The organism is Nonomuraea antimicrobica (genome assembly GCF_039536965.1).
GTDB lineage: Bacteria > Actinomycetota > Actinomycetes > Streptosporangiales > Streptosporangiaceae > Nonomuraea > Nonomuraea antimicrobica.
In genome coordinates this window covers 1-20,730 of record NZ_BAAAZP010000149.1, presented here as the reverse complement: position 1 = coordinate 20,730, position 20,730 = coordinate 1, and the positions used below count along the sequence as shown (strand labels likewise).

The 20,730-nt window shown below is 67.6% G+C and carries 20 protein-coding genes; 6 read left to right on the top strand and 14 right to left on the bottom strand.

Annotation, left to right across the window (positions count from 1 at the left end; genetic code table 11):
* Positions 1–11: 11 nt before the first annotated feature.
* The 8 genes from ABD844_RS36720 to ABD844_RS36685 form a co-directional block, all read right to left on the bottom strand.
* Positions 12–1,256, bottom strand: a complete 1,245-nt coding sequence (locus ABD844_RS36720; protein WP_344888485.1) for an enolase C-terminal domain-like protein — start codon at positions 1,254–1,256, stop codon at positions 12–14.
* A complete protein-coding gene (locus tag ABD844_RS36715) occupies positions 1,253–4,198 on the bottom strand; it encodes a glycoside hydrolase family 38 N-terminal domain-containing protein (RefSeq protein WP_344888482.1) in 2,946 nt (981 codons plus the stop codon). The genes ABD844_RS36720 and ABD844_RS36715 overlap by 4 nt, the downstream gene beginning before the upstream one ends.
* Complete coding sequence (locus tag ABD844_RS36710) at positions 4,195–5,007, bottom strand: carbohydrate ABC transporter permease (protein ID WP_344888479.1); 813 nt, start codon at positions 5,005–5,007, stop codon at positions 4,195–4,197. Before ABD844_RS36710 ends, ABD844_RS36715 begins: the two co-directional genes overlap by 4 nt.
* Positions 5,004–5,855, bottom strand: coding sequence for a carbohydrate ABC transporter permease (locus ABD844_RS36705; protein ID WP_344888476.1), 852 nt, complete (start codon positions 5,853–5,855; stop codon positions 5,004–5,006). The genes ABD844_RS36710 and ABD844_RS36705 overlap by 4 nt, the downstream gene beginning before the upstream one ends.
* Positions 5,852–7,102 (bottom strand): ABC transporter substrate-binding protein, encoded by a 1,251-nt coding sequence (locus tag ABD844_RS36700; RefSeq protein WP_344888473.1) that lies wholly within the window; start codon positions 7,100–7,102, stop codon positions 5,852–5,854. The genes ABD844_RS36705 and ABD844_RS36700 overlap by 4 nt, the downstream gene beginning before the upstream one ends.
* Before the next feature lie 19 nt (positions 7,103–7,121).
* Positions 7,122–7,820 carry a FadR/GntR family transcriptional regulator gene (locus ABD844_RS36695; RefSeq protein WP_344888470.1) on the bottom strand — a complete coding sequence of 233 codons (699 nt, stop codon included), beginning with the start codon at positions 7,818–7,820 and terminating at the stop codon, positions 7,122–7,124.
* A gap of 263 nt (positions 7,821–8,083) precedes the next feature.
* Positions 8,084–8,605, bottom strand: coding sequence for a DUF305 domain-containing protein (locus tag ABD844_RS36690; RefSeq protein WP_344888467.1), 522 nt, complete (start codon positions 8,603–8,605; stop codon positions 8,084–8,086).
* Positions 8,606–8,696: 91 nt separating this feature from the next.
* Positions 8,697–9,188, bottom strand: coding sequence for a GNAT family N-acetyltransferase (locus ABD844_RS36685; protein WP_344888464.1), 492 nt, complete (start codon positions 9,186–9,188; stop codon positions 8,697–8,699).
* Positions 9,189–9,275: 87 nt separating this feature from the next.
* Here ABD844_RS36685 and ABD844_RS36680 point away from each other — a divergent pair, with 87 nt between their 5' ends.
* Positions 9,276–10,319, top strand: a complete 1,044-nt coding sequence (locus ABD844_RS36680) for an LLM class flavin-dependent oxidoreductase (protein WP_344888461.1) — start codon at positions 9,276–9,278, stop codon at positions 10,317–10,319.
* Positions 10,320–10,390: 71 nt separating this feature from the next.
* Here the strand turns inward: ABD844_RS36680 and ABD844_RS36675 are convergent, their stop codons facing one another.
* Positions 10,391–11,974, bottom strand: a complete 1,584-nt coding sequence (locus tag ABD844_RS36675) for a sulfatase family protein (RefSeq protein WP_344888458.1) — start codon at positions 11,972–11,974, stop codon at positions 10,391–10,393.
* Positions 11,975–12,105: 131 nt separating this feature from the next.
* On the opposite strand from ABD844_RS36675, the gene ABD844_RS36670 reads away from it, so the two are divergent.
* The gene (locus ABD844_RS36670) at positions 12,106–12,582 is read left to right on the top strand and encodes a YcxB family protein (protein ID WP_344888455.1); all 477 of its coding nucleotides are present in this window, start codon (positions 12,106–12,108) and stop codon (positions 12,580–12,582) included.
* 8 nt (positions 12,583–12,590) lie between these two features.
* Here ABD844_RS36670 and ABD844_RS36665 read toward each other — a convergent pair whose 3' ends face one another.
* The 4 genes from ABD844_RS36665 to ABD844_RS36650 form a co-directional block, all read right to left on the bottom strand.
* Positions 12,591–13,766: a class I SAM-dependent methyltransferase gene (locus tag ABD844_RS36665; RefSeq protein WP_344888452.1), complete on the bottom strand. Its 1,176-nt coding sequence runs from the start codon at positions 13,764–13,766 to the stop codon at positions 12,591–12,593.
* Positions 13,767–14,559: 793 nt separating this feature from the next.
* Positions 14,560–14,970: a hypothetical protein gene (locus tag ABD844_RS36660; RefSeq protein WP_344888449.1), complete on the bottom strand. Its 411-nt coding sequence runs from the start codon at positions 14,968–14,970 to the stop codon at positions 14,560–14,562.
* Positions 14,971–16,018: 1,048 nt separating this feature from the next.
* On the bottom strand, positions 16,019–16,378 hold the full coding sequence (locus ABD844_RS36655) for a YbaB/EbfC family nucleoid-associated protein (RefSeq protein ID WP_344888446.1): 360 nt from the start codon (positions 16,376–16,378) through the stop codon (positions 16,019–16,021).
* Between the two features lie 32 nt (positions 16,379–16,410).
* Positions 16,411–16,806, bottom strand: a complete 396-nt coding sequence (locus tag ABD844_RS36650; RefSeq protein ID WP_344888443.1) for a YbaB/EbfC family nucleoid-associated protein — start codon at positions 16,804–16,806, stop codon at positions 16,411–16,413.
* Between the two features lie 332 nt (positions 16,807–17,138).
* Between ABD844_RS36650 and ABD844_RS36645 the strand changes: the two genes are divergently transcribed.
* The 3 genes from ABD844_RS36645 to ABD844_RS36635 are packed head-to-tail and all read left to right on the top strand — an operon-like array spanning position 17,139 to position 18,827.
* Positions 17,139–17,468, top strand: a complete 330-nt coding sequence (locus ABD844_RS36645) for a hypothetical protein (protein ID WP_344888440.1) — start codon at positions 17,139–17,141, stop codon at positions 17,466–17,468.
* Between the two features lie 10 nt (positions 17,469–17,478).
* Positions 17,479–18,486 (top strand): hypothetical protein, encoded by a 1,008-nt coding sequence (locus tag ABD844_RS36640; RefSeq protein ID WP_344888437.1) that lies wholly within the window; start codon positions 17,479–17,481, stop codon positions 18,484–18,486.
* A 50-nt stretch (positions 18,487–18,536) separates the two neighbouring features.
* The gene (locus ABD844_RS36635; protein WP_344888434.1) at positions 18,537–18,827 is read left to right on the top strand and encodes a hypothetical protein; all 291 of its coding nucleotides are present in this window, start codon (positions 18,537–18,539) and stop codon (positions 18,825–18,827) included.
* 138 nt (positions 18,828–18,965) lie between these two features.
* Here ABD844_RS36635 and ABD844_RS36630 read toward each other — a convergent pair whose 3' ends face one another.
* Complete coding sequence (locus ABD844_RS36630; protein WP_344888430.1) at positions 18,966–19,463, bottom strand: hypothetical protein; 498 nt, start codon at positions 19,461–19,463, stop codon at positions 18,966–18,968.
* 402 nt (positions 19,464–19,865) lie between these two features.
* On the opposite strand from ABD844_RS36630, the gene ABD844_RS36625 reads away from it, so the two are divergent.
* Positions 19,866–20,630, top strand: coding sequence for a DNA sulfur modification protein DndB (locus ABD844_RS36625; protein WP_344888427.1), 765 nt, complete (start codon positions 19,866–19,868; stop codon positions 20,628–20,630).
* The last annotated feature ends 100 nt before the right edge of the window (positions 20,631–20,730 follow it).

The window sequence follows — 20,730 nt, the reverse complement described above, 5'->3', positions numbered from 1 at the left end:
TATTATGCGATCTACTGCGTGATCTCCATGCCGAGGTCCACTTCCACCCCCGGGTCCGCGAACCGCTCGTTGGGCACCGTGGCGTACCAGCCCGGCCTGCCCGGGTCGCGGTCGTACGGATAGCCGCCCAGCTCCCTGTACAGCTCGGCGTAGCGGGTCACCCGGTCCGGGTCCAGCCGCACGCCCAGCCCCGGGCCAGACGGCACCGGGATGGCGCCCTCCGAGTACGCCATCCTGCCGCCCTCGATCACGTCGTCCCTGAGCTGGTGGTAGTGGGCGTCGGCGGAGTAGGTGAGGTTCGGCAGCACCGCGCCCAGGTGCAGCATGGTCGCGAGCTGGATGCCCAGCTCCCCCGACGAGTGCACGGCCACCCCGAGCTGGAAGGTCTCGCACACCCCCGCCGCCTTCACGCACGGCCTGATCCCGCCCCAGAACGTCGTGTCCAGCAGGATCACGTCCGCGCTCCTGCGCAGCACGTTCGAGGCGAGCTGCTCGAAGTTGACCACGACGGTGTTGGTCGCCAGCGGCACCCTCACCTGCTCCCTGACGGTCCGCATCCCTTCGAGCCCCCAGACCGGGTCCTCCAGGTAGTCGTTGTTCAGGCCCTCGATGGCCCTGCCGAACCGCAGGCCCTCGGCCACCGACAGCACGGCGTTCGGGTCGTACCTGAGCCGGTCGCCGGGGAACGCCTCGGCCAGTGCGCGATAGCACTCCAGCTCGTGGTCCGGCGGGAACACGCCGCCCTTGAGCTTGTGGACGGTGAACCCGTGCGCCTCCTTGAGCCGGGCCGTGTGCTCGACGAGCTGCTCGGGCGTGCGGATCTCGGGGTGGCCGTCGGCGGCGTACCGGAAGAACAGGTACGACGCGAACGGCACCGCGTCGCGGATCCGCCCGCCGAGCAGGTCGTGCACGGGCACCTCGAGGTGCTGGCCGACCAGGTCGAGGCAGGCGAACTCGATGGCGGCCAGGAGCTGCGTACGGTTGTTGTAGAGCGAGGCCGTCGGGTTCGCGATCTTGAAGCGCAGCGCTTCGAGCTGGAAGGGGTCGTGGCCCTTCAGATACGGCACCAGGGCGCGGAAGGCCCCCTCGGCGCTCTCACCCCCGCCTCCCATCTCCCCCAGGCCGACCAGCCCGTTGTCGGCCTCGACCTCGACGATCGTGCGCACGAACCGGCCCCAGTGCGCGCCGTTGCTGTGCCGCAGCGGTGCCTCCAGCGGGACCGCGACCGTCGTGGCCCTGATGTCAACGATCTTCACTGACGCGTCCCCCTGACCACGGCCACACCGCACGCGGGCAGCCGAACCTCGATCGTCTCGTAACCCGGCATCGCCACCTCGACCTCGACCGGCTCGGCCGCCAGCGACTGCAGCCTGACCACCCGCTCGTCGCCGTCCCGCCCGAGCGAGGTGACCAGCACGTCGGGATGGTCCACCGACACGTACGCCTCCGACACCTCGGGGCTGTCGGTGATCAGCGCCCCGACGAACGGCTCGGTCAGCCCGGAGGCCACCGCCGCGCCGAGCCGCCGACCCTGGACGCCCGCCTCCGAGGTCACCGCGTAGCGGAACGTGGTCTCGCCCTGCTGCTGCGCGGGGAAGTTGGTGTCCCAGATGTTGTTGAGCGCCCAGGAGTAGACCGTGCCGTCCTCCTGGTCGAGGGTGGGCGGGAAGGGCGCGTACGGCATGTGGATGGTGCCGAGCTGCACCAGCGGGGCCTCCAGCGTGGCCCAGGCGATGGTCAGCTCGGGGTCCTCGAAGGCGATCCAGTGCCTGATCGGCAGCATGTACTCGGCCGAGCCTGGCACCCTGGGCACGTCCGGCCCGCCGACGCCGCCGGTCAGCTCCCAGGCGGTGGCTCCGCCCGCGGCGAACGGGAAGGCCAGGAAGACCGCCTCCTTGGCCGGGGTGCCCTGCTTGGCGAGCCGGTAGGTCAGGTCGACCCTGGGCACCCCGTGGTACACCTCGATCGTGGCGCGGATCCAGTCGACGCCCTTGCCGCGCAGCTCCACGACGAGCCGCTCGCCGACCGCCGTCCGCCTCGCCTCGCGGATCGTGGCGTGCGTGCCGATGGCGCGGTCGCCGAGCAGCGTGCGGTCGTGCGCGCCGACGTGTCCCGACAGGTGGTTGAAGTGCGGGGCGGTGGCGTACTGGTCGTAGACGTACTGGCCGAAGCCCGCCGCGGCCTCGCCGTTGACCAGCTCCCGCCCGGCCCGCTTGTCGAAGATCGAGCTGACGTAGCCCTCCCTGACGTCGTACGCGACGCGGTAGAACTCGTTCTCGATCACCCCGCTCGGGTCGAGCTCGACCGGCTCGGGGGCCGGGGACTCGCCGGGGACCACGTCCACCCGCGCGTAGGCGTATCCCGGGACGCCGGGCACGACGGCGTGCACGTGCCGCCCGATCGGCCGGGTCGGCCACTCCTCCGGCTGCACCGGCTCCTCGTGGTGCGGCAGCGTCTGCCCGGTACGCGAGTCCACCAGCGCGATCGGCACCTCCAGGCCCACCACGTCGCGGGGCAGGAACGCGCGCACGACGTCGGTCCTGGCGCGGGTGCCCGGGTTGAAGACGGCGAACGAGGCCAGCGCGCCGCCCTCGGTGCCCGCCTCCGACAGCGCCGCGGCGAACCTGCGGATCCCGGCCTGCAACAGGTCGGACGCGTCGTCCTGGGCCGCGTACGCGCCGGACGACTTGCGCGTCCACTGCAGGCCGCCGGAGTCGCCCCCCTCCTCTGCGTCCTCCCACGGGTTGGCCGCGCCCCAGGTGTGCTCGTTGAACAGGGCGACCTTGTCGTAGGCGGCGTCCACCTGCTCGGTGGCGTCCACGCCGGCGATGGTGTGCAGCGTCTCCGCCACCCGCAGTGCCGACTGCGCCCTGCGTACGTAGCCGAGTGGGCGCGCGCCCGAGCCGAGCCCGTCGGCCCACCAGTCGGTCCAGTCGCCCTCGTGCACGGCCAGCCGGTCGTGGTAGCGCTCCTCGACGTGCTCGAAGAAGTCGCTGTTGACCGCCGAGCGCAGGCGCGGGTAGGCCCACTGCTCGTTCCACCGGCGCGCGATCGTGGCCGGCACGATCGACGGGCCCGCGTTGTCGGCGTGCGCGCCCTGCACGCGCAGGTGCAGCGCGTCCAGCTCGTACGGCTCCTTCGGCGCGTCCGGCCCCTGCCAGCCGAACGTCCCCGGCCCGTACGGGTAACCCCGCGTGGCCAGCGCCGACAGGTAACGCGGCAGGAGGTCGTCGGCCAGCTCGTACGAGTCGGTCAGCCCGACCGTGTTGCCCTCCATGTACGCCATGCCGTGCGGCGTGTCGGTGAACCACACGATGATCTCGTTCCCGCTGGGCGCCCGCCAGCGGAACGGCCGGGTGAGCTTGTCGCCGCCGTGCAGGTACGGCACCGACCGGCCCGCCCAGTTGTGCGCGGCGGCCAGGTAGCGCACCCCCGCCGCGCTGAGCGCGTCCACCAGGCCCACGACCGCCCCCGGCACGTCGGTGTGCATGGCCGACCTGGTCGTGAACCCGTGGCGGCGTTCGAGCTGGGCGGTGAAGCGGAGCTGCCGGTGCAGCTCCTCGGTCGAGCACGCCTCGGTGTGGAGCTGGAACGGCAGCGCGGTCACCTCGATCTGGCCCGCCCTGGCCAGCGCGGCGAACGAGTCGACCAGCTCCTTGGGCCGGGCGTCGAGCCACTTCAGCGCCGGCATCGACGACTCGACCGACCACCTGAACCTGGCGTCGTCCGGCCAGGACGCGGTCTCCTCGGCCAGCCGCACCGCCGCGTCGAGGTAGTCGAGGTGGTGGCGCAGCACGGTGCCCTGCGGGTCGGTGTAGCCGATGTCGAGGTGCGAGTGGTGCACCACGAACACGCTCCACTTGCGCTGCGGGGTCACCGTGACCTGCGCGCTGCCGACCACGCCGGCGTCGTCGCGGCACTCCAGGGTCAGCACGCGCGGCGCGTCCACCTCGGGCACCAGCAGCGTCACGTCGCGGCCCGACGCGCTGTCCACGCCGACCAGCACGTGCGTCAGTGGCTCGGTGCTGGAGACCCGGACCGCCTGGCGGCCGTCGTGGGTGAACAGCGGCAGCACCGCGACCCGTACCTCCAGCCCGCGCACGCTGATGACGGGCGTCGAGGTGTCGTCGCGCAGCGCCTGCCTGATCCCGTCGTAGTCGGGGCTCCCCAGGCTGCGCTGGAGCAACCGGCTGGTCATTGAACACTCCCTAGAGACAGGCCCCTGGCGAAGAGGCGCTGGGTGGCGAGGAACAACAGCACGGTCGGCAACGAGACCACGAGCCCGGCGGCCAGGCCGACGGGCACCGGGGTGCCGGCGTACACGTCGGACATGAGGCCCGCGATGGCCGTCATCACCGGCCGTACCTCCTCGGTCTGGGTCAGGGTCAGGCCGAAGACGAGGTCGTTCCAGATGAAGGTGAACTCGAGGATGAACACGGCCGTCAGCGCGGTGAGCGAGATCGGCAGGTAGATGCGCCAGAAGATGCGCCACGTCGAGGCGCCGTCCATCCGGGCGGCCTCGAAGATCGAGAAGGCCACGCCGGTGTAGAAGTTCCGCAGGACGAACGCGGCCAGCGGCACGTTGACGGCCGTGTAGATGAGGATCATGCCGAGGCGGCTGTCGTACAGGCCGGCGTCGCTGTAGCCGACGAAGAGCGGCACGAGCAGCATCTGGGAGGGGAACACGGTGCCGCCGAAGATCAGCAGGAACCACCAGAACCCGCCCCTCAGCCGCAGCACCACGATCACATACCCGGCCAGCGCCCCGATGATCACGCCGAGCAGCGGCGACAGGATGCTGTAGAGCGCGGTGGAGGCCAGGCTCTGCGTGAGGTTCGCGCTCTCCAGGGCCTTGCCGAAGTTCTCGAACAGCGCGAAGTCCCCGGAGGGCGCCCAGGCGCTGCCCGGGTCGTACGAGCTCGCCGGCCGCGAGGCGTTGACGAGCAGCAGGTACGTCGGCCCGAGCCAGACCAGCCCGAGCACGACGAGCACGGCACGCCTGATCATGTGGCCGTCACCTGCCTGCGCAGGTAGAGGTAGGACGCGAGCCCCGTCACGACGGTCAGCAGCACCGCCACCGCCGAGCCGTAACCGTAGTCGCCGGCCACGAACGTCTCCTTGTACATGGTCACCGCCAGCGTCTCCGAGTTGCGCCCCGGCCCGCCCTGCGTCAGCACCCACACGATGTCGAACGTCTTCAGGCTCGCCACCAGCGCCAGCCCCACCACGACCGCCGTCAGCGGACGCATGAGCGGCCAGATCACGTGCCGGAACAACCGCCACCCCGAGGCCCCGTCGATCCGCGCGGCCTCGACCGGCTCCCTGGGGATCGACTGGAGCCCCACGACGAACAGCAGCGTGTTCACGCCGAGCTGCTGCCACGTCCAGACGGCCAGCATCGCGAACGTGTTGGCCGGGGCCTCCTGAAGGAACGCGGTGTCCACGCCGAGCAGCAGGTTCGCGATGCCGTCATGGGACAGGATCGGGCTCCACACCATGGCCAGGCCCGCGCCGCTCAGCGCGTACGGCAGCATGAACGGCACCCGGAACCACGCGCCGCCCCTGATGTCGTACGACAGCACCGCGACCAGCAGGCCGAGCCCGACCGGCAGCACCATCGTGCCGATCACCCAGATGAGCGTGTTACGGGTCGAGGTGAGCAGCGCGGCGTCGTCGAACAGTTTGGCGAAGTTCGCCAGGCCGCTCCACGCGGGCGGCTCCAGGCCGTCGTAGCGGGTCAGGCTCAGGTAGGCCGTCCACAGGAACGGCGCGTAGAGCAGCACCGCGACCAGCAGCGCCGCGGGCGCCACGTAGCCATACCTGAACCGGCCGAACCTCGGGGCTCGAGCACTCACTGATGCGTGCTCCAGTACTCGTCGGCGGCCTTCTGGATGGTCTCCAGGACCTCCTTGTACGTGCCCGGCTCCGTCACGAACTTGCTGAACCCGTCGAGCGCGGCACTCAGCACGGGCGGCGGCGTTGCCTCGAAGTAGCGGTTGACCAGGCGGTACTTGCCGCCGCCCGCGTCCTTGGTGACCGCGCCGAGCGCCTTGTCGTCGATCACGACCTTCGGGTTGGCGCTCACGTCACCGCGGCTGGTCGCCCACTTCTCCTGGGCCTCCGACGACGTCCACCACTTGAGGTACTTCATGCCGGCCTCGGGATCGGCCGCCTTGGTCAGCGAGCACAGCGGGCCGCTCTCGAAGATCATCGAGGTCTTGGGCAGCGCCGGGTTGACGTTGGGGATGACGAAGAAGTCGTAGTCGGTGCCCGCCTTCATCTCCCGCGTGGTCATGCTGGTGTTGAACCAGGTGCCGAACGACACCATCGCGGCCTTGCCGTTCTTCAGCACGTCACCGGGGTCGGTCTTGTCGCCCGGGTTGATGAAGTAGCCGGCGTCGATGAGCTGCTTCCACTTCTCCATCACCTGGACCACACCGGGGTCGGTGTACTTCGCCTTGCCGGTGGACAGCCGGTCGTACAGGTCGGGGTCGGTGCCGGCCATGAGCTGCTCGAACCAGACGAACGAGAACAGCACGCTGGTGTGGTAGAACGCCTTGATGCCGTTCTTCTTGAGGGTCTCGGCGACCTGCACGAGGTCGTCCCACGTCTGCGGGGGCTTCAGGTCGTACTGGTCGAAGATCTTCTTGTTGTAGAACATGCCCCAGTAGGCGACGTTCATGGGCACGCAGTACTGCTTGCCGCCGACCGTGTAGTACGGCAGGAGGTCCTGCGAGAGGTCGCCCGCCTTGATCGCCTCCTGCCAGATGGCCGTGGTGTCGGCCACCTGCTTCTGCTCGACGATCTCCGCCAGCATCCCCCCGGTCTGCCAGGTGAACAGGTCGGGCTTGACGTTCGTACGGAACGACGCCTTGATGAACGCCTGGTACTGCGCCGAGTCCGTGTACCCGGTCGGCTTCATGCCCAGGCCGATGCGCTGCTTGGACAGCGCGCCCATCTCGTCGAAGTACTTCGTCCACGCGCCCTTGTCGTTGTACAGCGTCAGCTCGGTCTTCTTCTGTTGCGTCGCGGCGCCGTTGCCACCGCAGGCGGTCAGGACCAGAGCCGCCACGCCGAGCGTGGCCACACGTGACCGGAACATGGGCCGGCCTCCTTGGATCTCATCGGGGGGATTGCACCCTGTGCTCTATAACCGTCTTCACGTCGACCAGGTGGGCCCTCATCCGTGCCTCGGCCTGCGCCGCGTCACGTGCTTCGATGGCCTCCAGGATCGCCAGGTGCTCGTCGTAGTCACGGCGCCGGTCGTCGAAGATCTGCAGGATCTCCCGCTGCTCCGGGCCGTGGACGGTGAGCAGCGAGTCGACGATCTCGTGCAGCACGCTGTTGCCCGCCATCCCGGCCGTCGCCCGGTGGAAGGTCATGTTGGCGTCGTGCAGCTCGGCGTCCTCGCCGCGCAGGTGCCTGCCCGCCTCGTCGAGCACCCGCTTGAGCGCCGCCAGCTCCTCGTGACCGGCGTTCTCGGCGGCCAGGGCCGCCAGCGGGGGTTCGATGACGATCCGCGCGCCGAGCAGGTCGAGGAGCTGCGCGGCGTGCATCTCGCGCATGTTCGGGTTGGGCAGGACCAGCCGCTCGATGTCGGCTCCGACATAGATGCCGGAGCCATGGCGCATCTCGATGGCCCCGGTGGCCTCGAGCCTGCGTAGCGCCTCGCGCAGCGTCGGGGTGGTGACGGCGAAGCGCTGGGAGAGCTCCCTGGTCGAGGGCAGCCTGTCGCCTGGCCGGTGCCCTCCCGTACGGATGAGCTCCAGCATGCGCTCGGTCAGAGCGTCGGAAAGCGTGGGCCGCGCTACCTCGGACATATCAAGTGATCTAATCACTTTTCTCCCCTTGCCGTCTATGAGGAACTTGGATTTCGTTACTTGAGAGCTGTGATGACGCGTTCTGCGACACCCGTCCAGGGCCTGCCAGGCTCGGAGGACGTCGTCACGCCCGGCGCACGGCACGTCGAGACACCCTGCATGCCGTCGGCGTCGGCGTCGAGGCGCCCGGCACGCGCGGGCGTCGACGCCGACGCCGGGAGCACCCCGCTAGGAGCGGGCGCGGTGAAGCGGCACCGGCCACCTCACCGCTTGACGAGGTTCATCATCATGTCGATCTGCCCCCGGCGGGACGTCTGCACCTGGGCCGCCCACTCCTGGACCTCGGGGTTGGCCCCGCCCGACACCTCTGCGGCGGCCATCTGGACGGCGTCGTCCTGATGCGCGATCAGCAGATTGAGCAGGTCGTAGTCGAAGTTCTTCGACTTCCGCAGCGACTGGATCTGCTTGAGGTCGGTCTCGGGCATGCCGCCGTGGTGGTCGTGCGCGCCGGTCGCGGGCGTCAGCGGCTGTCCCCAGGCGTGCAGCCAGCGCAGCATCCTCTCGACCTCGTCCTGCTGCGTGCTCTCGATGGCCGCGGTCAACGTCTTGACCTCGGGATTCTTGGTACGGGACGTGCCCACCTTGGCGATCTCGATGCCCTGGCGGTGATGCTGCACCATCATCTGCACGAACATCACGTCCTCGGCGTTGACCGGCGACTCGGGCTGGGCCTGCCCACAGGCGGTGGCCAGGAGGAGCCCGAGGATCGCTAAGACTGCGCGCACCCGCCTCAACTCCCTATATATAGATAGGAAACCTTCCTAAGCGATTAGGAGCGGGCTTGCAAGAGCACTCCCACGCTTCGGGACAAACCGCTCACAGCGGGTGCTCCAGCCAGTGTCGCATGGGCGTGAAACCCAGGCCCTCGAAGAAGTCCAGGGCGGTCTGGTTGAAGTCCCAGACGTCGGTGAGCACGGCGGTGCAGCCCGCCTCCCGTCCGGCCGTACGCACCGCCTCGACCAGCGCCGTACCGACCCCGCCACGGGCCACCCCGGGATCCACGGCGAGGTGCTCCACGGACACGAAACTCCTGGCCCGCGTCATCTCGTCCCCCGGACGCCGATGCACGACCGCCGTGACGTAACCGGCCGGCCGCCCCCGCACCTCGGCGACGTACGCCAGGGTGTCGTCCCCGGCCAGGAAGGAGGCGAAGATCGCGGCAAGTTCGCCGGTCTCGGAGGCCGCCGTCCTGAAGACGTCCGGCCGCGCCTCGACGTGGAGGGCGTGGACGAAGCGGTTCAACTCCGCCAGGACGGCCGCGTCCCGCTCTGTGGCCGGACGGACGAGGGCATGGACTGGTTCGGTCATAGCGCGACATCGTTTCGCCGATCACCCGTCCCCGCCATCGGTTTCCCCGTTGACGTCAACCTGACTTGAGGTTGCAGGGTGGTCCTCGTGGGAAATCTCGAGATCGGCGTCATCCTGCCCGGGGTGGCCGTACAGCGCAGGGAAGGCATCACGCCCGCGGCGGCCGCCAGGCACGTGGAGGACGTGGGACTGGACGGCGTCTGGCACGGAGACCACCTGGCCATCGGCGCGCCCACGCTGGACGCGCCCATCGTCCTGGCCACCGCCGCCACGGCCACGAGCCGCATCCGGATCGGCACCAGCGTCTTCGTACCGGCCATCCGCCCCCTGGCCTGGGCCGCCAAGCAGATCGCGACCCTCCAGTACGTCTCCGGGGACCGCCTCGTGCTCGGGGTCGGGTCCGGCGGGGGCGCTGGGCAGTGGGCGGCGGCCGGGGTCACGTACGCACAGCGGGGGCGGCGTACGGACACGGCCCTGGAACTGCTGCCCCGGCTGCTGGCGGGCGAGCCGACGCGGCTGCCGTACGAGCAGGCTTCGGCCGCCACGCTCCCGGAGGAGAGCGGCGAGCCCGTCGAGCTGACCCCCGCCGTAGAGCACGGCGAGCCCGTCGAGCTGACCCCCGCCGTTGAACGCGGCGAGCCCGTCGAGCTGCCCCCTGCCATTGAGCGCGGCGAGCCCGTCGAGCTGACCCCTGCCGTCACGATGCCACCCGTTTGGGTGGGGAACGCCTCACCCGCGGCCATCCGGAGAGCCGCCCGGCTGGGCGACGGCTGGTTCCCGTCACTCATCTCTCCCCGCGAGGTCGCCGAGGGCCGGGCCCGGCTGGCGGAACTGGCCGCCGAACACGGCCGCCCCACCCCGCTGATCGCCATCGGCGGCACCTCCGCACTCGGAGACGGCCCGGGGCTCCCGTCCCGAGAGGCGCTCGCCTCAGGCATCGGCTCCGCCTACGGCCGTCCCCTCCAGGACGTCATCGACATCCCCCTCACCGGCCGCCCGGAGGCAGCGGCTGAGCGGCTGGCCGAGTACCGCGAGGCCGGGGCGACCCACGCGATCATCGGCATCTCGGGCGGCGACGACTGGCGAGCCCAGGTCGACCTGCTGGCCGAAACCAGAACCCTGCTCAACTGACACCCACCCCTCGTTCCCCTCTGAGCCAAACCCAGCCCCACCCATTTCCCGTGCCCGTAGCCGTACCGGCCTCAGCGCAGGTGTGAGGCGGCCCGCCAGCAGTCCTCGGCCCCAGGCTGCCCGCACCCCCGCAACCGATCGAGCACCTTGGCCAGCTCCGCCGTCCTCGCGTTGCCGGGGTCGTTGGACTCCTGATGCGGATCCCGCACGGTGTCGTAGTACTCGGGCTGCTCAACCCCCTCGTACTCGACATACAGCTCGCCAGCGGTACGTACCGCCGCGTAGCCGGGCATTCCCGCCTGCATCTCCTCCGCGTCGGGGTCCGGCTCGCCGGGCGCGGCCGGATCCGGCCTGACGTGCTCGATCAGCGCCGCCTGCCGCCACTGCCCGACCTTGCGCCCCTGGACGAGCGGCACCAGGCTGCGTCCGTCGCGGTCTCCCGCGTTCCGGACCCCGGCCAGGTCGAGGAAGGTCGCGAAGAGGTCCACGTTCTGCACGATGGCCTCGCTCACCAGGTCGCCGTGCCGTCCCGCCGCCGGCCGCTTGACCAGTAGCGGCACTCGTACGTCGTGGTCGTAGGCCGTGGACTTGCCGCGCAGGAGCCGATGCTGCCCCAGGTGGAACCCGTTGTCGCTGGTGAACACCACGTACGTGGAGCGCCGCTCCGCGTCCGACAGCGTGCCCAGCACCCGCTCCACCATGTCGTCCACCGACTGCACCATGCGGATCCGATCCCGGAAGTCCTGACGCAGTTCCTTGACGAGTTGCGGGCCGAGCGGCTCCCGGCGAACCCAGGCCGGTTTGTCGGCCGTGTCCTCGTCGAACGCGGGCAGCGCGGCCACGTCGATCGTGGCGCAGTCGGGCCCGCCGCAGTCACCGTGCGGGAACTCCCCGGCGGGGAACTGGTCCTTCGGCCGGTCCCGGCGCGCGGGCGGGAAACGCGGCTCCTTCTCCCCCGGCTTCGCGTCGATCCTGGAATGCGGCGCGAACGGCGAGACCTGGAGAAAGAACGGCTCCCCCGGCGCGTGCCGCCTCGACCGTTCGATGAAGTCCACGGCCCGCTGCCCGAGCTCGTCCACCAAGTAGGTCCCGTCGGAGGGGTCGATGGGCTTCTCTCCGGCCGACTCCTCCTTGACGTAACGCGTGAGCTGGTACTTGAACTCGCTGTATCCGCCCCCGCCCGCCACATGCCATTCGTCCCAGCCGACGGGCACGCGGTAGTCGGCGTTCAGCGGGTATTCGTTGATGTATTTCCCGAGGTAGCCCGTACGGTAGCCGGCCTGGTCGAGGGCGGCGGCGTACGTCCGTCCCTCATGCTTCTCGAAGGCCCGATAGCCGCCTCCGTCCGACCCCTTGTTCGTCTCGACCCCCGTGTTGTGCGGGAACTGGCCGGTGAACATGGAGGCCCGCGACGGGCAGCAGAGCGAGTTGGAGACGTAGTAGTTGCTGAACGTCGTACCGTCGCGGGCCAGCCCGCTCACGGCGTCCATATACTGGAGCAATTCGGCCGAAAGATCATCGACGAGAAAGAAGATGACGTTCGGCTGTCTGGGCTTGACAACCGTCCCGGCCCCGGCCTGAGACGCCACGGTCATGGCCAGGACGACGGCTAACGCCACCGCCACGGCCCTGCGAACATTCCCGGTCACGGACATGACCGCCCCTTTGACAATTGACGGGAGATCGGAGTCGCGATGCTAATCGCCGACCGCGCGACCGATCAACCGTCCACCAGGCCGCAGCACGCACTCGCCCCCGCGGCATTCCCCTCCACCAAGGCGGCACGTTGAATTTCACCGTCGATTATGAGCCCACGCCCGACGAAGTGGCGCGAGCGTTGAAGCTGGGCCTGCGACGGCAGCTCAAGGTCCCGATCCGGACCCTGATAGCCGTCCTGCTGGTGCTGGGCGCGCTCTGCCTCCTCCTCGGGAACCTGGGCCTGGGCATCGGCATGCTGGCCGGGGCGGTCGTGTTCCCCTTCGCCCTGACCTGGTCGATCCGCCGGACCGCGCGCAGACAACTGGGCTACCTGTGCATTCCCACCACGATCCACGTGACAGACGACGGTATCGACTCCCGTACGGAGCAGACCACCACCTCCATGCGATGGTCCTTCTTCAGCCAGGTGGTGCACGACCCCGAATTCTGGCTGTTCTTCGTGAACAGGCAACTCACCGGCTTCCTCCCCCGCCGCGCCTTCACCCAGGAACAGCAGGCCCAACTCGACACCGTTCTCACGCCCTCGTCCAGAACGACGCCATAACCCGTTGATCACACTGCCCGCTGCAACGTGAGCGACTGAAACCTGTGTCCGCCGGCTTCCACGACATGGAAGTCCACGATCTCGAAAGCCTTCCGCGCGTACTCCTGAAGCCGCTCATCGCTACGGAAGGAGAAGAACCGGGGCGGGTAATGATCATCCCCTTCGAAGGGACCCTCCTCAGTCGTGTCGGCCAGGCCGTACACACCGAGAAAGAACAGGCCACCGGGCCGCATCAGCGCATGGATCGCATCCAGAACCGCCGCGAGGTCACGGTTGGGGACATGCAGCAAGCAGTTCAGCGCGTACACGGCATCGAACGAACCGGCCGCGAAATCGAGACCCAGAAAGTCCATGACATAGGCCTCAATTCCTTTCTCTCGGCAGAGAGCAACCATGGCGGGCGACAGATCGACGGCCACGACTTCCAGACCGTTCTCCTGAAAGTACGCACTGTCCTGGCCGCTCCCGGCACCGACCTCCAGCAGCCGCCGACAACCATGGCCATTTAGACGTTTCAGAAACGCCTCACGCTCCGCCAGCTTCCACGGAGCCTTACCCATGACATCACGTTGTCGGGCACCGTCGTCGTATGCCGTCCGGAGAGGACCGATCACCTCGTCATAACGCACCGGACCAGATCCTCCGCTCCGCGGCGACCTCCAACGGGCCACGACTCCCACGGCCAGCAAAACGGCAGCACTGCTGTAGCCAAGCACTGGGAGAAGATGCCACAGCAGCCACGGAAGCTCTCCATCCCAGCCCGCACAGTTGAGCAGCCTGTAGTACCCGAGCGCGAGGTACATCCAGTCAAGCGCGACTACCAGCATGACCGAAACAGCCAGCGCCCCCACCGCCGTACTGAGCCGCCGCCCCGCCCGGGCGGCGAACGCGCCTGACAGCAGGGCGCTCACAGAAGGCAGAGCGTTGAAAACCAAAACCTGCTCAAACGTGGACGTCACGGGCTCGCGCAGACGCTCCCACTTCCGTTCGAGACCGGACTTCATCTCGGACGGGCTGAGCGACAGCGGGCCGCCACATGCCACGCCCGCATCACCGGCAACGAACGCCGGCAGCCACAAGAACAGGAAACTCAGGAGGCACGTCGCCGGCGCAGCCAGCCACCATCGTAAGTAGCGCCGCCGGAGCATGGCCTGCCTTTCCCCTACCTGATCGACAGCGGCCATCGTCTACCGCTGCCTCGATGCGAAGCCACTTGTCCCATGCCTCCGACACCGGACAAGCCCCGCCTGACCAGCCAGGAAGTCTTCAACCGTCTCCGGACATCCGAAAGCGTCCACCGCGATAGTCACCCATGTGGTCACTCACTCGACGTCGTCGTTCCCTTAGGTGATCAGCCCTCAGCCACTCATCTACGTCCAGGGCCGTTTTGCGATCACCTCGGTGCCGGATTGCTCCGCCAGAGGCAAGCTTTGACCTCGTCGGCGCTGTCCGGAAGTGGGCGTCCCGCGTCTTGCTGATGAATATCCTGCGCGCGGTTCTGCCCGCGTCCGTTGTGCGGCAGGCCGGCCGGGCGGAACCGGCCGGAGAGGCCACGCGCCCGGCGCCCGACGGGCGGCGGCTTGAAAAGCGGAGAGAAAAGTCTCATCCAGCCGATCCGGAAATGATATTTGATGCCTCTGAAATGGCCTAATACCGACTGGCGTGACGGCAACCTCGGGCGCATTCTGTGTTGTCGGTCGCTGCTGGGAGCATGGCGCGATGATCAGGAATCCTGACAAGCACGCCTGACTGACCGAAGCGGCGGAGGGCAGCACGTTTACCTACGTTCACGGCCTGCCCCCTGATCGCCTTCCGTCGTTGTCACTCAGTACGTAACTCACAAGTCACACGAAGATGGCGCTTCGCGCGCCCTTCCAGAGCCGCGCGGAGCGCGGATAGACGCGCGAAGCGCCAAATGTCTCACCCTTCCCAGTGCGTCTCTGAGAGGGCCTCAACTCACGAGCGGCCTAGAACGACTCAGCCACAATGCCTGTCGTAGTACGTGGCGCCGTTGCCGCCGACCTTTCCTGAGATGTCGATGCAGTCGCCCGGAGCGGAGACGTAAGCCGGGCCCGCGTACTCGCTGAAGGTCCCCGCGTCAGTGTCGTTCCATCGCGTGCCATCCGAGTTACGGATTTTCACCTCCTTGTAGCCGCGCTTGGTGGGCGTGGCGTAGGTGAGGGCGCAGTTCTTCTTGGTGGACTTGGAGTAGTAGAGATGAATGCGGCCGACCGTCCCGCCCGAGCTATTGCTGATCTTGTACACGTCGATCTGGTAGTAGCTGCTGCCGCAGGGGCCAGCCGCGTATGCCGGCGTAGCGCTGGCGACCAGGCCGGTGGAAACCACCGCAGCGCCGGCCAAGGCCGCGAGCTTGGTCCGAATGTTCATGCCCTTCCTTCCGCTGAGCCCCACCGTCCTCGCAGAACTCTGTAGGCCTCTGTGACGGATGGGGCGATTGTTGCGGTTTGTGATCATACAGGCACTCAGTCTCGAACGAGGGGCAGACGTAGAGCCGGTGCCCCTCTGCCGCACCTCATGATCAGGCGTGTTTGCCCTGGTCAGAGACGATCCGGGGACACGAGGAACACCAGGAACACTTCCCGCGCCGTTCCCCCATACGTGGCCGTGTGGCAGTCCGGCCGTACCGGCGGGGACACCAAAACCCGGAAGTCCCGACGCACTCTGGCGCTCCCACAGCGCTGCCTGGAAGCGCTCAAAGCGCAGAGGGCTCAGCAGGAGGCGGACAAGGAAGAGGCGGGCGAGCGATGGAACACGCGCTCGTGTTCACCTCGGCCGTGGACACTCCGCTCGACTCCCACAACGTGCGACGCGCCTTCCGCGCGGTCATCGCCAGGACCGACCTCGACCCCGACAAGTGAACGCCCCGAGAGCTTGGCGTCCTGGCCGCCATCACAGCCGGGCTCCGGGCCTGGCTCCGCTGGCATTACCACTCCTTCTGGCTCGTCGTGGGCTTCCCGATCACGGCCATCAGCATCCGGGCGTCCTGGCGCGAGGTCGCCCTCGGCTGCGGCCTGACCAAGAAGGGGCAACGCTTCTGGTTCACCACCATCCCCGGCCTAGTCGGCCGGCATCGTCCGCGTCCGACGCAAGTGGACAACGCATCGCCGAGGCACCAAGACTGACTCGGAGCAATGATCAGCCCGGCTTCGGCAAGACGTTCGAGCGCTAGGGACAAAGATGCGGCTCAGCGTGGCTTTGCCGAGCCGATCCCTCCCAAGTCGCATGCCTGGTGGGCGGCAGGCCCATGGCCGAGTGGCAGCGCCGCCGCCACCCCTTGATGCCTATGCGTGGACCCCGCTGGGCTCATCCCTTTAGTTCAATTGTCTCTAGCGCCACGAGCGCGTCCCTCTCACTCCAGGCGGCAAGGAAATCTGACGGAGCCGTTGCCGAGTTGACAGTACTCCCGCAGGAGTCCTCATATGTCGAGGTTCACCAGGCGTTCGAACCCGGCGGCGAATCGGGACGGATCGAAGCCCGGCAGGCCCTCCCGGATCAGCTTCTCAATATGGCGAGCCACGTCCGCCCCGGCCTGGTGGACGGCGGACAGCACCTCTGCGGCCACTGTCCGGCTGTCCAGCCGCATGGCGCGCTCCTCAATGAAGACCTTCAGCACCGTGCCGTCCGCCGCCACGGTCGCGGTGATCTGACCTGAGGCACCTGCGCCGGTTCCGACGACATTCTCGATGTCGGCCTGCACCCGCTCGCTCCACGCGAGGATCCGTTCGACCTCTTCGGCGTCGAAGGCGTGTTCTTCCGCGCTGATGTCAGCGGGCATCTTACGAGGTCCGAGCACACTCACCTCCGCAGTCAGAGAAAGTCACGGGCGATCTGCTCGAGCCGCTCACGGATGAAGGTCTCGTCCAGTCGCCTCGGCAGATCAGCGGTGTCGGCGAGCGCGCCATCAACGATCTCTTGGGTCTGCCGCTCAGCATCCCGCTGGGCTTGCTGGAGCACAGCGGTCACCTGCTCGCCGAGCGCCAGATGACCGAGTCGCATCGCGCGCGGGTTCAAGCTCAGCTCCGTGATGACACCGCGTCCATCGCTGATCGCTTTGACCATGCCATCTGCGCCCTCCGCCTGTCCAGTGACGTCCGCAACCTGCGCTCTGGCCTGCTGAATCCGCCGGGTCACCTCACGGCCTCGGCGCAGGATCTGCTCCGCCAACTCGACGTCGTCTTGTGGCGAAGGGGTAATCGGGGTCACGTGACTCCAAGTGGTCGGCACAATTACGATCGCCCAGTCTGCCACACAAAAAATGGCGAATGTCGCGCGTGGCGACATAGCTCGCTCATGCCGTGCGGGAGTGTCGATGCCACGAGCAAATCGGTCGGCCCACGCAAACAGCCATCACCCTCACGCTTCGCGACCAACGTTATCGACGGCGGACGGGAGGTAAACATGAGCGCCTAAACAGACACCGGTTCTGCTGATTCAGCGGAACTTCAGAGAGACTTCAGCGCGGTACGGGACAATCGCCTGGCAATGGCTGCTTTCCATGGCCTTAGGATAAATTCACTGCGCTAGGGTGACGCGACATGAATTCGGGGATCGAGATCGCAGGACCACAGGTCACGCATTATGCGGGGCTGATGCGTCTCCATGGCGAGCAGTACACCGCCGCCCTGCAGCGGCTCCAGGAGAGCGGATACGGCTGCCAATCGTGGGGGGACAACACCGGGCTGTTCTCCGGGCTGTACGACGAGTACGCCCGGTGCGGCAGCTACGGGGTGGAAGCGTTGCTGAGCGTTTCTCGCTTCCTTACCGAGACCGGCGACGGGCTGAACACAGTTCGAGCCAACATCGCCGAGGTCGAGTCTGTCCCGTTCGGCCAGTCGCAGGCGGCCGACCTCGCCTATCCAGGCTGAGGGATACCACATGCCGGATATGCCGTTTCCCCCCGAAGCCGACATGGTCCTGGAATTAATGGGCCTCCCCCGCCCGGACGTCAGGGTGCCGGAGATTCTGCGGCAGCGCGACGCCTGGAACGCTGTGCTGGCCGGGTCGGCAGAGACAGCCGCGCAGGTGGCTGCCTCGGTGCGTGCGGTGGGCGAGAACTACCAGGGGGAGTCCTCGACCAAACTGGTCGCGCTGTACAGCGCTCCAGGTGGGGCGCTGGAGTTGATGGGCAAGGCGGTATCGGCGGTGGAGTACGTGCCGCGGCTGCTGACCGGTGCCGCCTCTCTGGCCACCGGCGTCCAGGTGGCGGTGATCAGCGGCGCAATCTACACCTCCGCCCGGGTGCTCACGACGATGCTGATGGGCGGGCCCGCAGTGAGCTTGCTGACGATGCGCGAGCTGGCCCGCGGCAGAATCCGGATCCTCAGGGTCCGGCGCGAAGGCGCCGAGGGCGTACATCGGATGTTCCGGCCCGCCCTCGCGCGCGGCTCCACCGGCCGGTTCGACGAGGTCCGCAGAGGTCTGCCCAGACTCAACACCTCGCGAGGGCCCGGGGTGGATCGCGACATGCCGGGCATGACGCTGATGAGCCGCCGCAACAAGCGCAACCAGGGGGAGTCCTCCGGGAACGGCGGATCGTCGCAGAACAACTCGAGCGGCAATGGGTCGTCGGGCAACAGCGGGTCGTCGGGCCGCTGGTGGGGCGGAAGCCCAAAGCACCAAGAGGGCCGCAACAGCCAGGGAGGCCGGTCGAACGCGGCACCGAGCCGTCCTCAGGAGTCCCTCGACAACTCCATCGCGCAGGGCCCCAACACCGACCGCCGGCTCGCGCGCGATGAGAGCACTGGCGAGTTCGTCGTGTTCGACAGGACCAGGGGCGACGAATACCACGGGCACCAGCGATCCTGGGAGGAGCTGGACAACAAGCAGCAGTCCGTGTTGCGCAGGGCCTTTGGCCTGGACAAGAAGGGAAGACCGAAGAACTAATGAAGTACGTGGAGCCACAACCGGGCGGTCGAGAGCAGCTTCCTTCGGCGGTGGCCGCAGGCGACGTCGCGGCCATCTGCACGGCGCTGATTTCTGCCGCCTTCCATGAGGACGACGGGAAATGGGTCCAGGATTGGGCGCTGGAACTGCTCGCTCATCCGTCAGCCGACGTGCGGCACACGGCGGCGCTCACCGTGGGCCATGTGGCGCGCATCCACCGCTACATCGACCACGACCTCGTAGTTCCCCGGCTCCAAGCCCTCCTGGACGATCCCGAGATCGGCGGCGCGGTGGAGAACGCCTTGGACGACATCAGGATGTTCACTGACGCAGAGACCTGACCTTCGCCAGAGGTTCTCCCGAACGGTCGGCTGATACGGGAGAGGGCGCGGCCTTTGCAGGCTTCTGGCGTGAAATTGCGTCTCGCCATCGCCTCGCCCTCGTCTTCACCGCACTTACCCCCGCCCCGACGAGCTCACCTAGTGCTCCTGCTCCCAACGCCGCATGTCTTCGGCGGTTCCGATCTTAATGCCGAAGGTCCAGGTCGGATCGAAGAACAGCCAGTAGCGGGACTCGAGTTCGAGGGCGAGACACTTGATGACGCCCTCGGCGGCATTGGACCCGCCATCCGTGTACGGACGGGCGACAGTACACCGAAGCTGGGACCAACCGTCCCCGAAAAGCTGTTCCCCCCAGGATGCCTGGGCGATCTCGTCGTCCGTCTCCTCCTCGACTCGCTCGAAGAACTCGACGCCTTCGAGGGATATGGAATCCACCACCCGCACCGTCAACTGGTCGTTCTGACCGACCGATTCGAGCCGCAACGCCTGCTCGTCGCCGAGCACCACGTGCACAACGAGCGGCTGCGGGCGGAACATGGGGAAGGGGCCCTCGTCCCGATCGATCAGACCGGGGACGAGGACGTCGGTGACGTGGTGCCGACGCAGAACGTCCTCGATCTGGTTCCACTGGGTCACTGCCTGCTCCTGTCCTTCGGCCTTTCTGCCACTTCGAGTCTTTCGGCCTCATCAGTCCTGAGCCAGATGGTGCCCGCAACCGATTAGCAAAGGGCCGTCGTGATCGTCCCCAGTCCGATCGAGGATGGCAAGGAGTACCCAATCGATGACCTAGCGACTCTTCTTGCTGACGGTGCAACGCTCAAGACAAAAGGCCGGGGAGTTTGCTGATGGGTGCAGGAGGTGAGCATGCGCCTTGGCCCTGGTATCGGACGGAGGATGGCACACCACCATCGCTCGTGATCGCTCGCCTGGCGGGCCGTCCCTTCCGGGCAGCCCGCCAGGGCCAAAACCTGCTGCAACACCGGGACTGCCCCCAGGGTGTTACAGCCTGTCTTCCGCGCGCAGCGCGCTCAGAAGGGCGTGCGAAGCACCGCAAGGAGGGACAGCAGGAACAGCCGTCCAGGTGGACTCTCCATTGTCCTGAGAACAATCGTCGTCGAACCCGACCTCGCGAGAATCCACCAGGACTTCGCGGACGCCGCCCAGACGAAGCAGATCGCCGCCAGCCTCCTCGCCGCCTTCAACACTCGTGAGCCCTTGAACAGGGTCCTCACGAAGATCGTGGACGAGTCACCGTTCCTTCGAGGCCGCATCGACGAGACGTCGAAGAGCCTCTCGAAGAATTCTCCGGCGGTGTTCCTCCTCAACCAGGTGCGAGGAATGGTCAAGGAACTCCTCTTCCATGACTACGCGCTCAGCGAGGCCAGCATCCCCGCCCGCAGTGCACAGGTGATCGGTACTACCGAGGCCCAGGACGCTTTCGTCGAGCGCACCCAAGCGATGCTCACCACGCTCACCGAGCACATGGCCTCATGGAACTCCATCGTGGCGCCGCCCACGTCGGGCGGCCCGGCAAACCAGGTGGTCGACTTCCGCAAGAACTACATCAACATGTCGCCTATGAGATCGAAAAGAACCCGGACGCAGCATGGCGCCACGAAGATCGACTGGCGCCGCAACGCCGAGATCTGGCAGGGCAACATCATCACCCGCGACAAGATCACCACCGTGCGTGGGCCGGGGCGGGTCACAGCCAAGCGAGTCATGGAGGTGCTTGGGATTAAGTCTCCCGAGCCGACCCTGCCGCTCCTTGAGGAGAGCCCCGCTGGCGCGCTCTCCCAATAGCCACCCACTTAGAGGTCCTAACAGAAAGATCAGCGGACGAGGCGTCGCCAGCAGATGATCGCAGCGGCAAGGGTCATGAAGGCTTCATGGATGTCGTCGC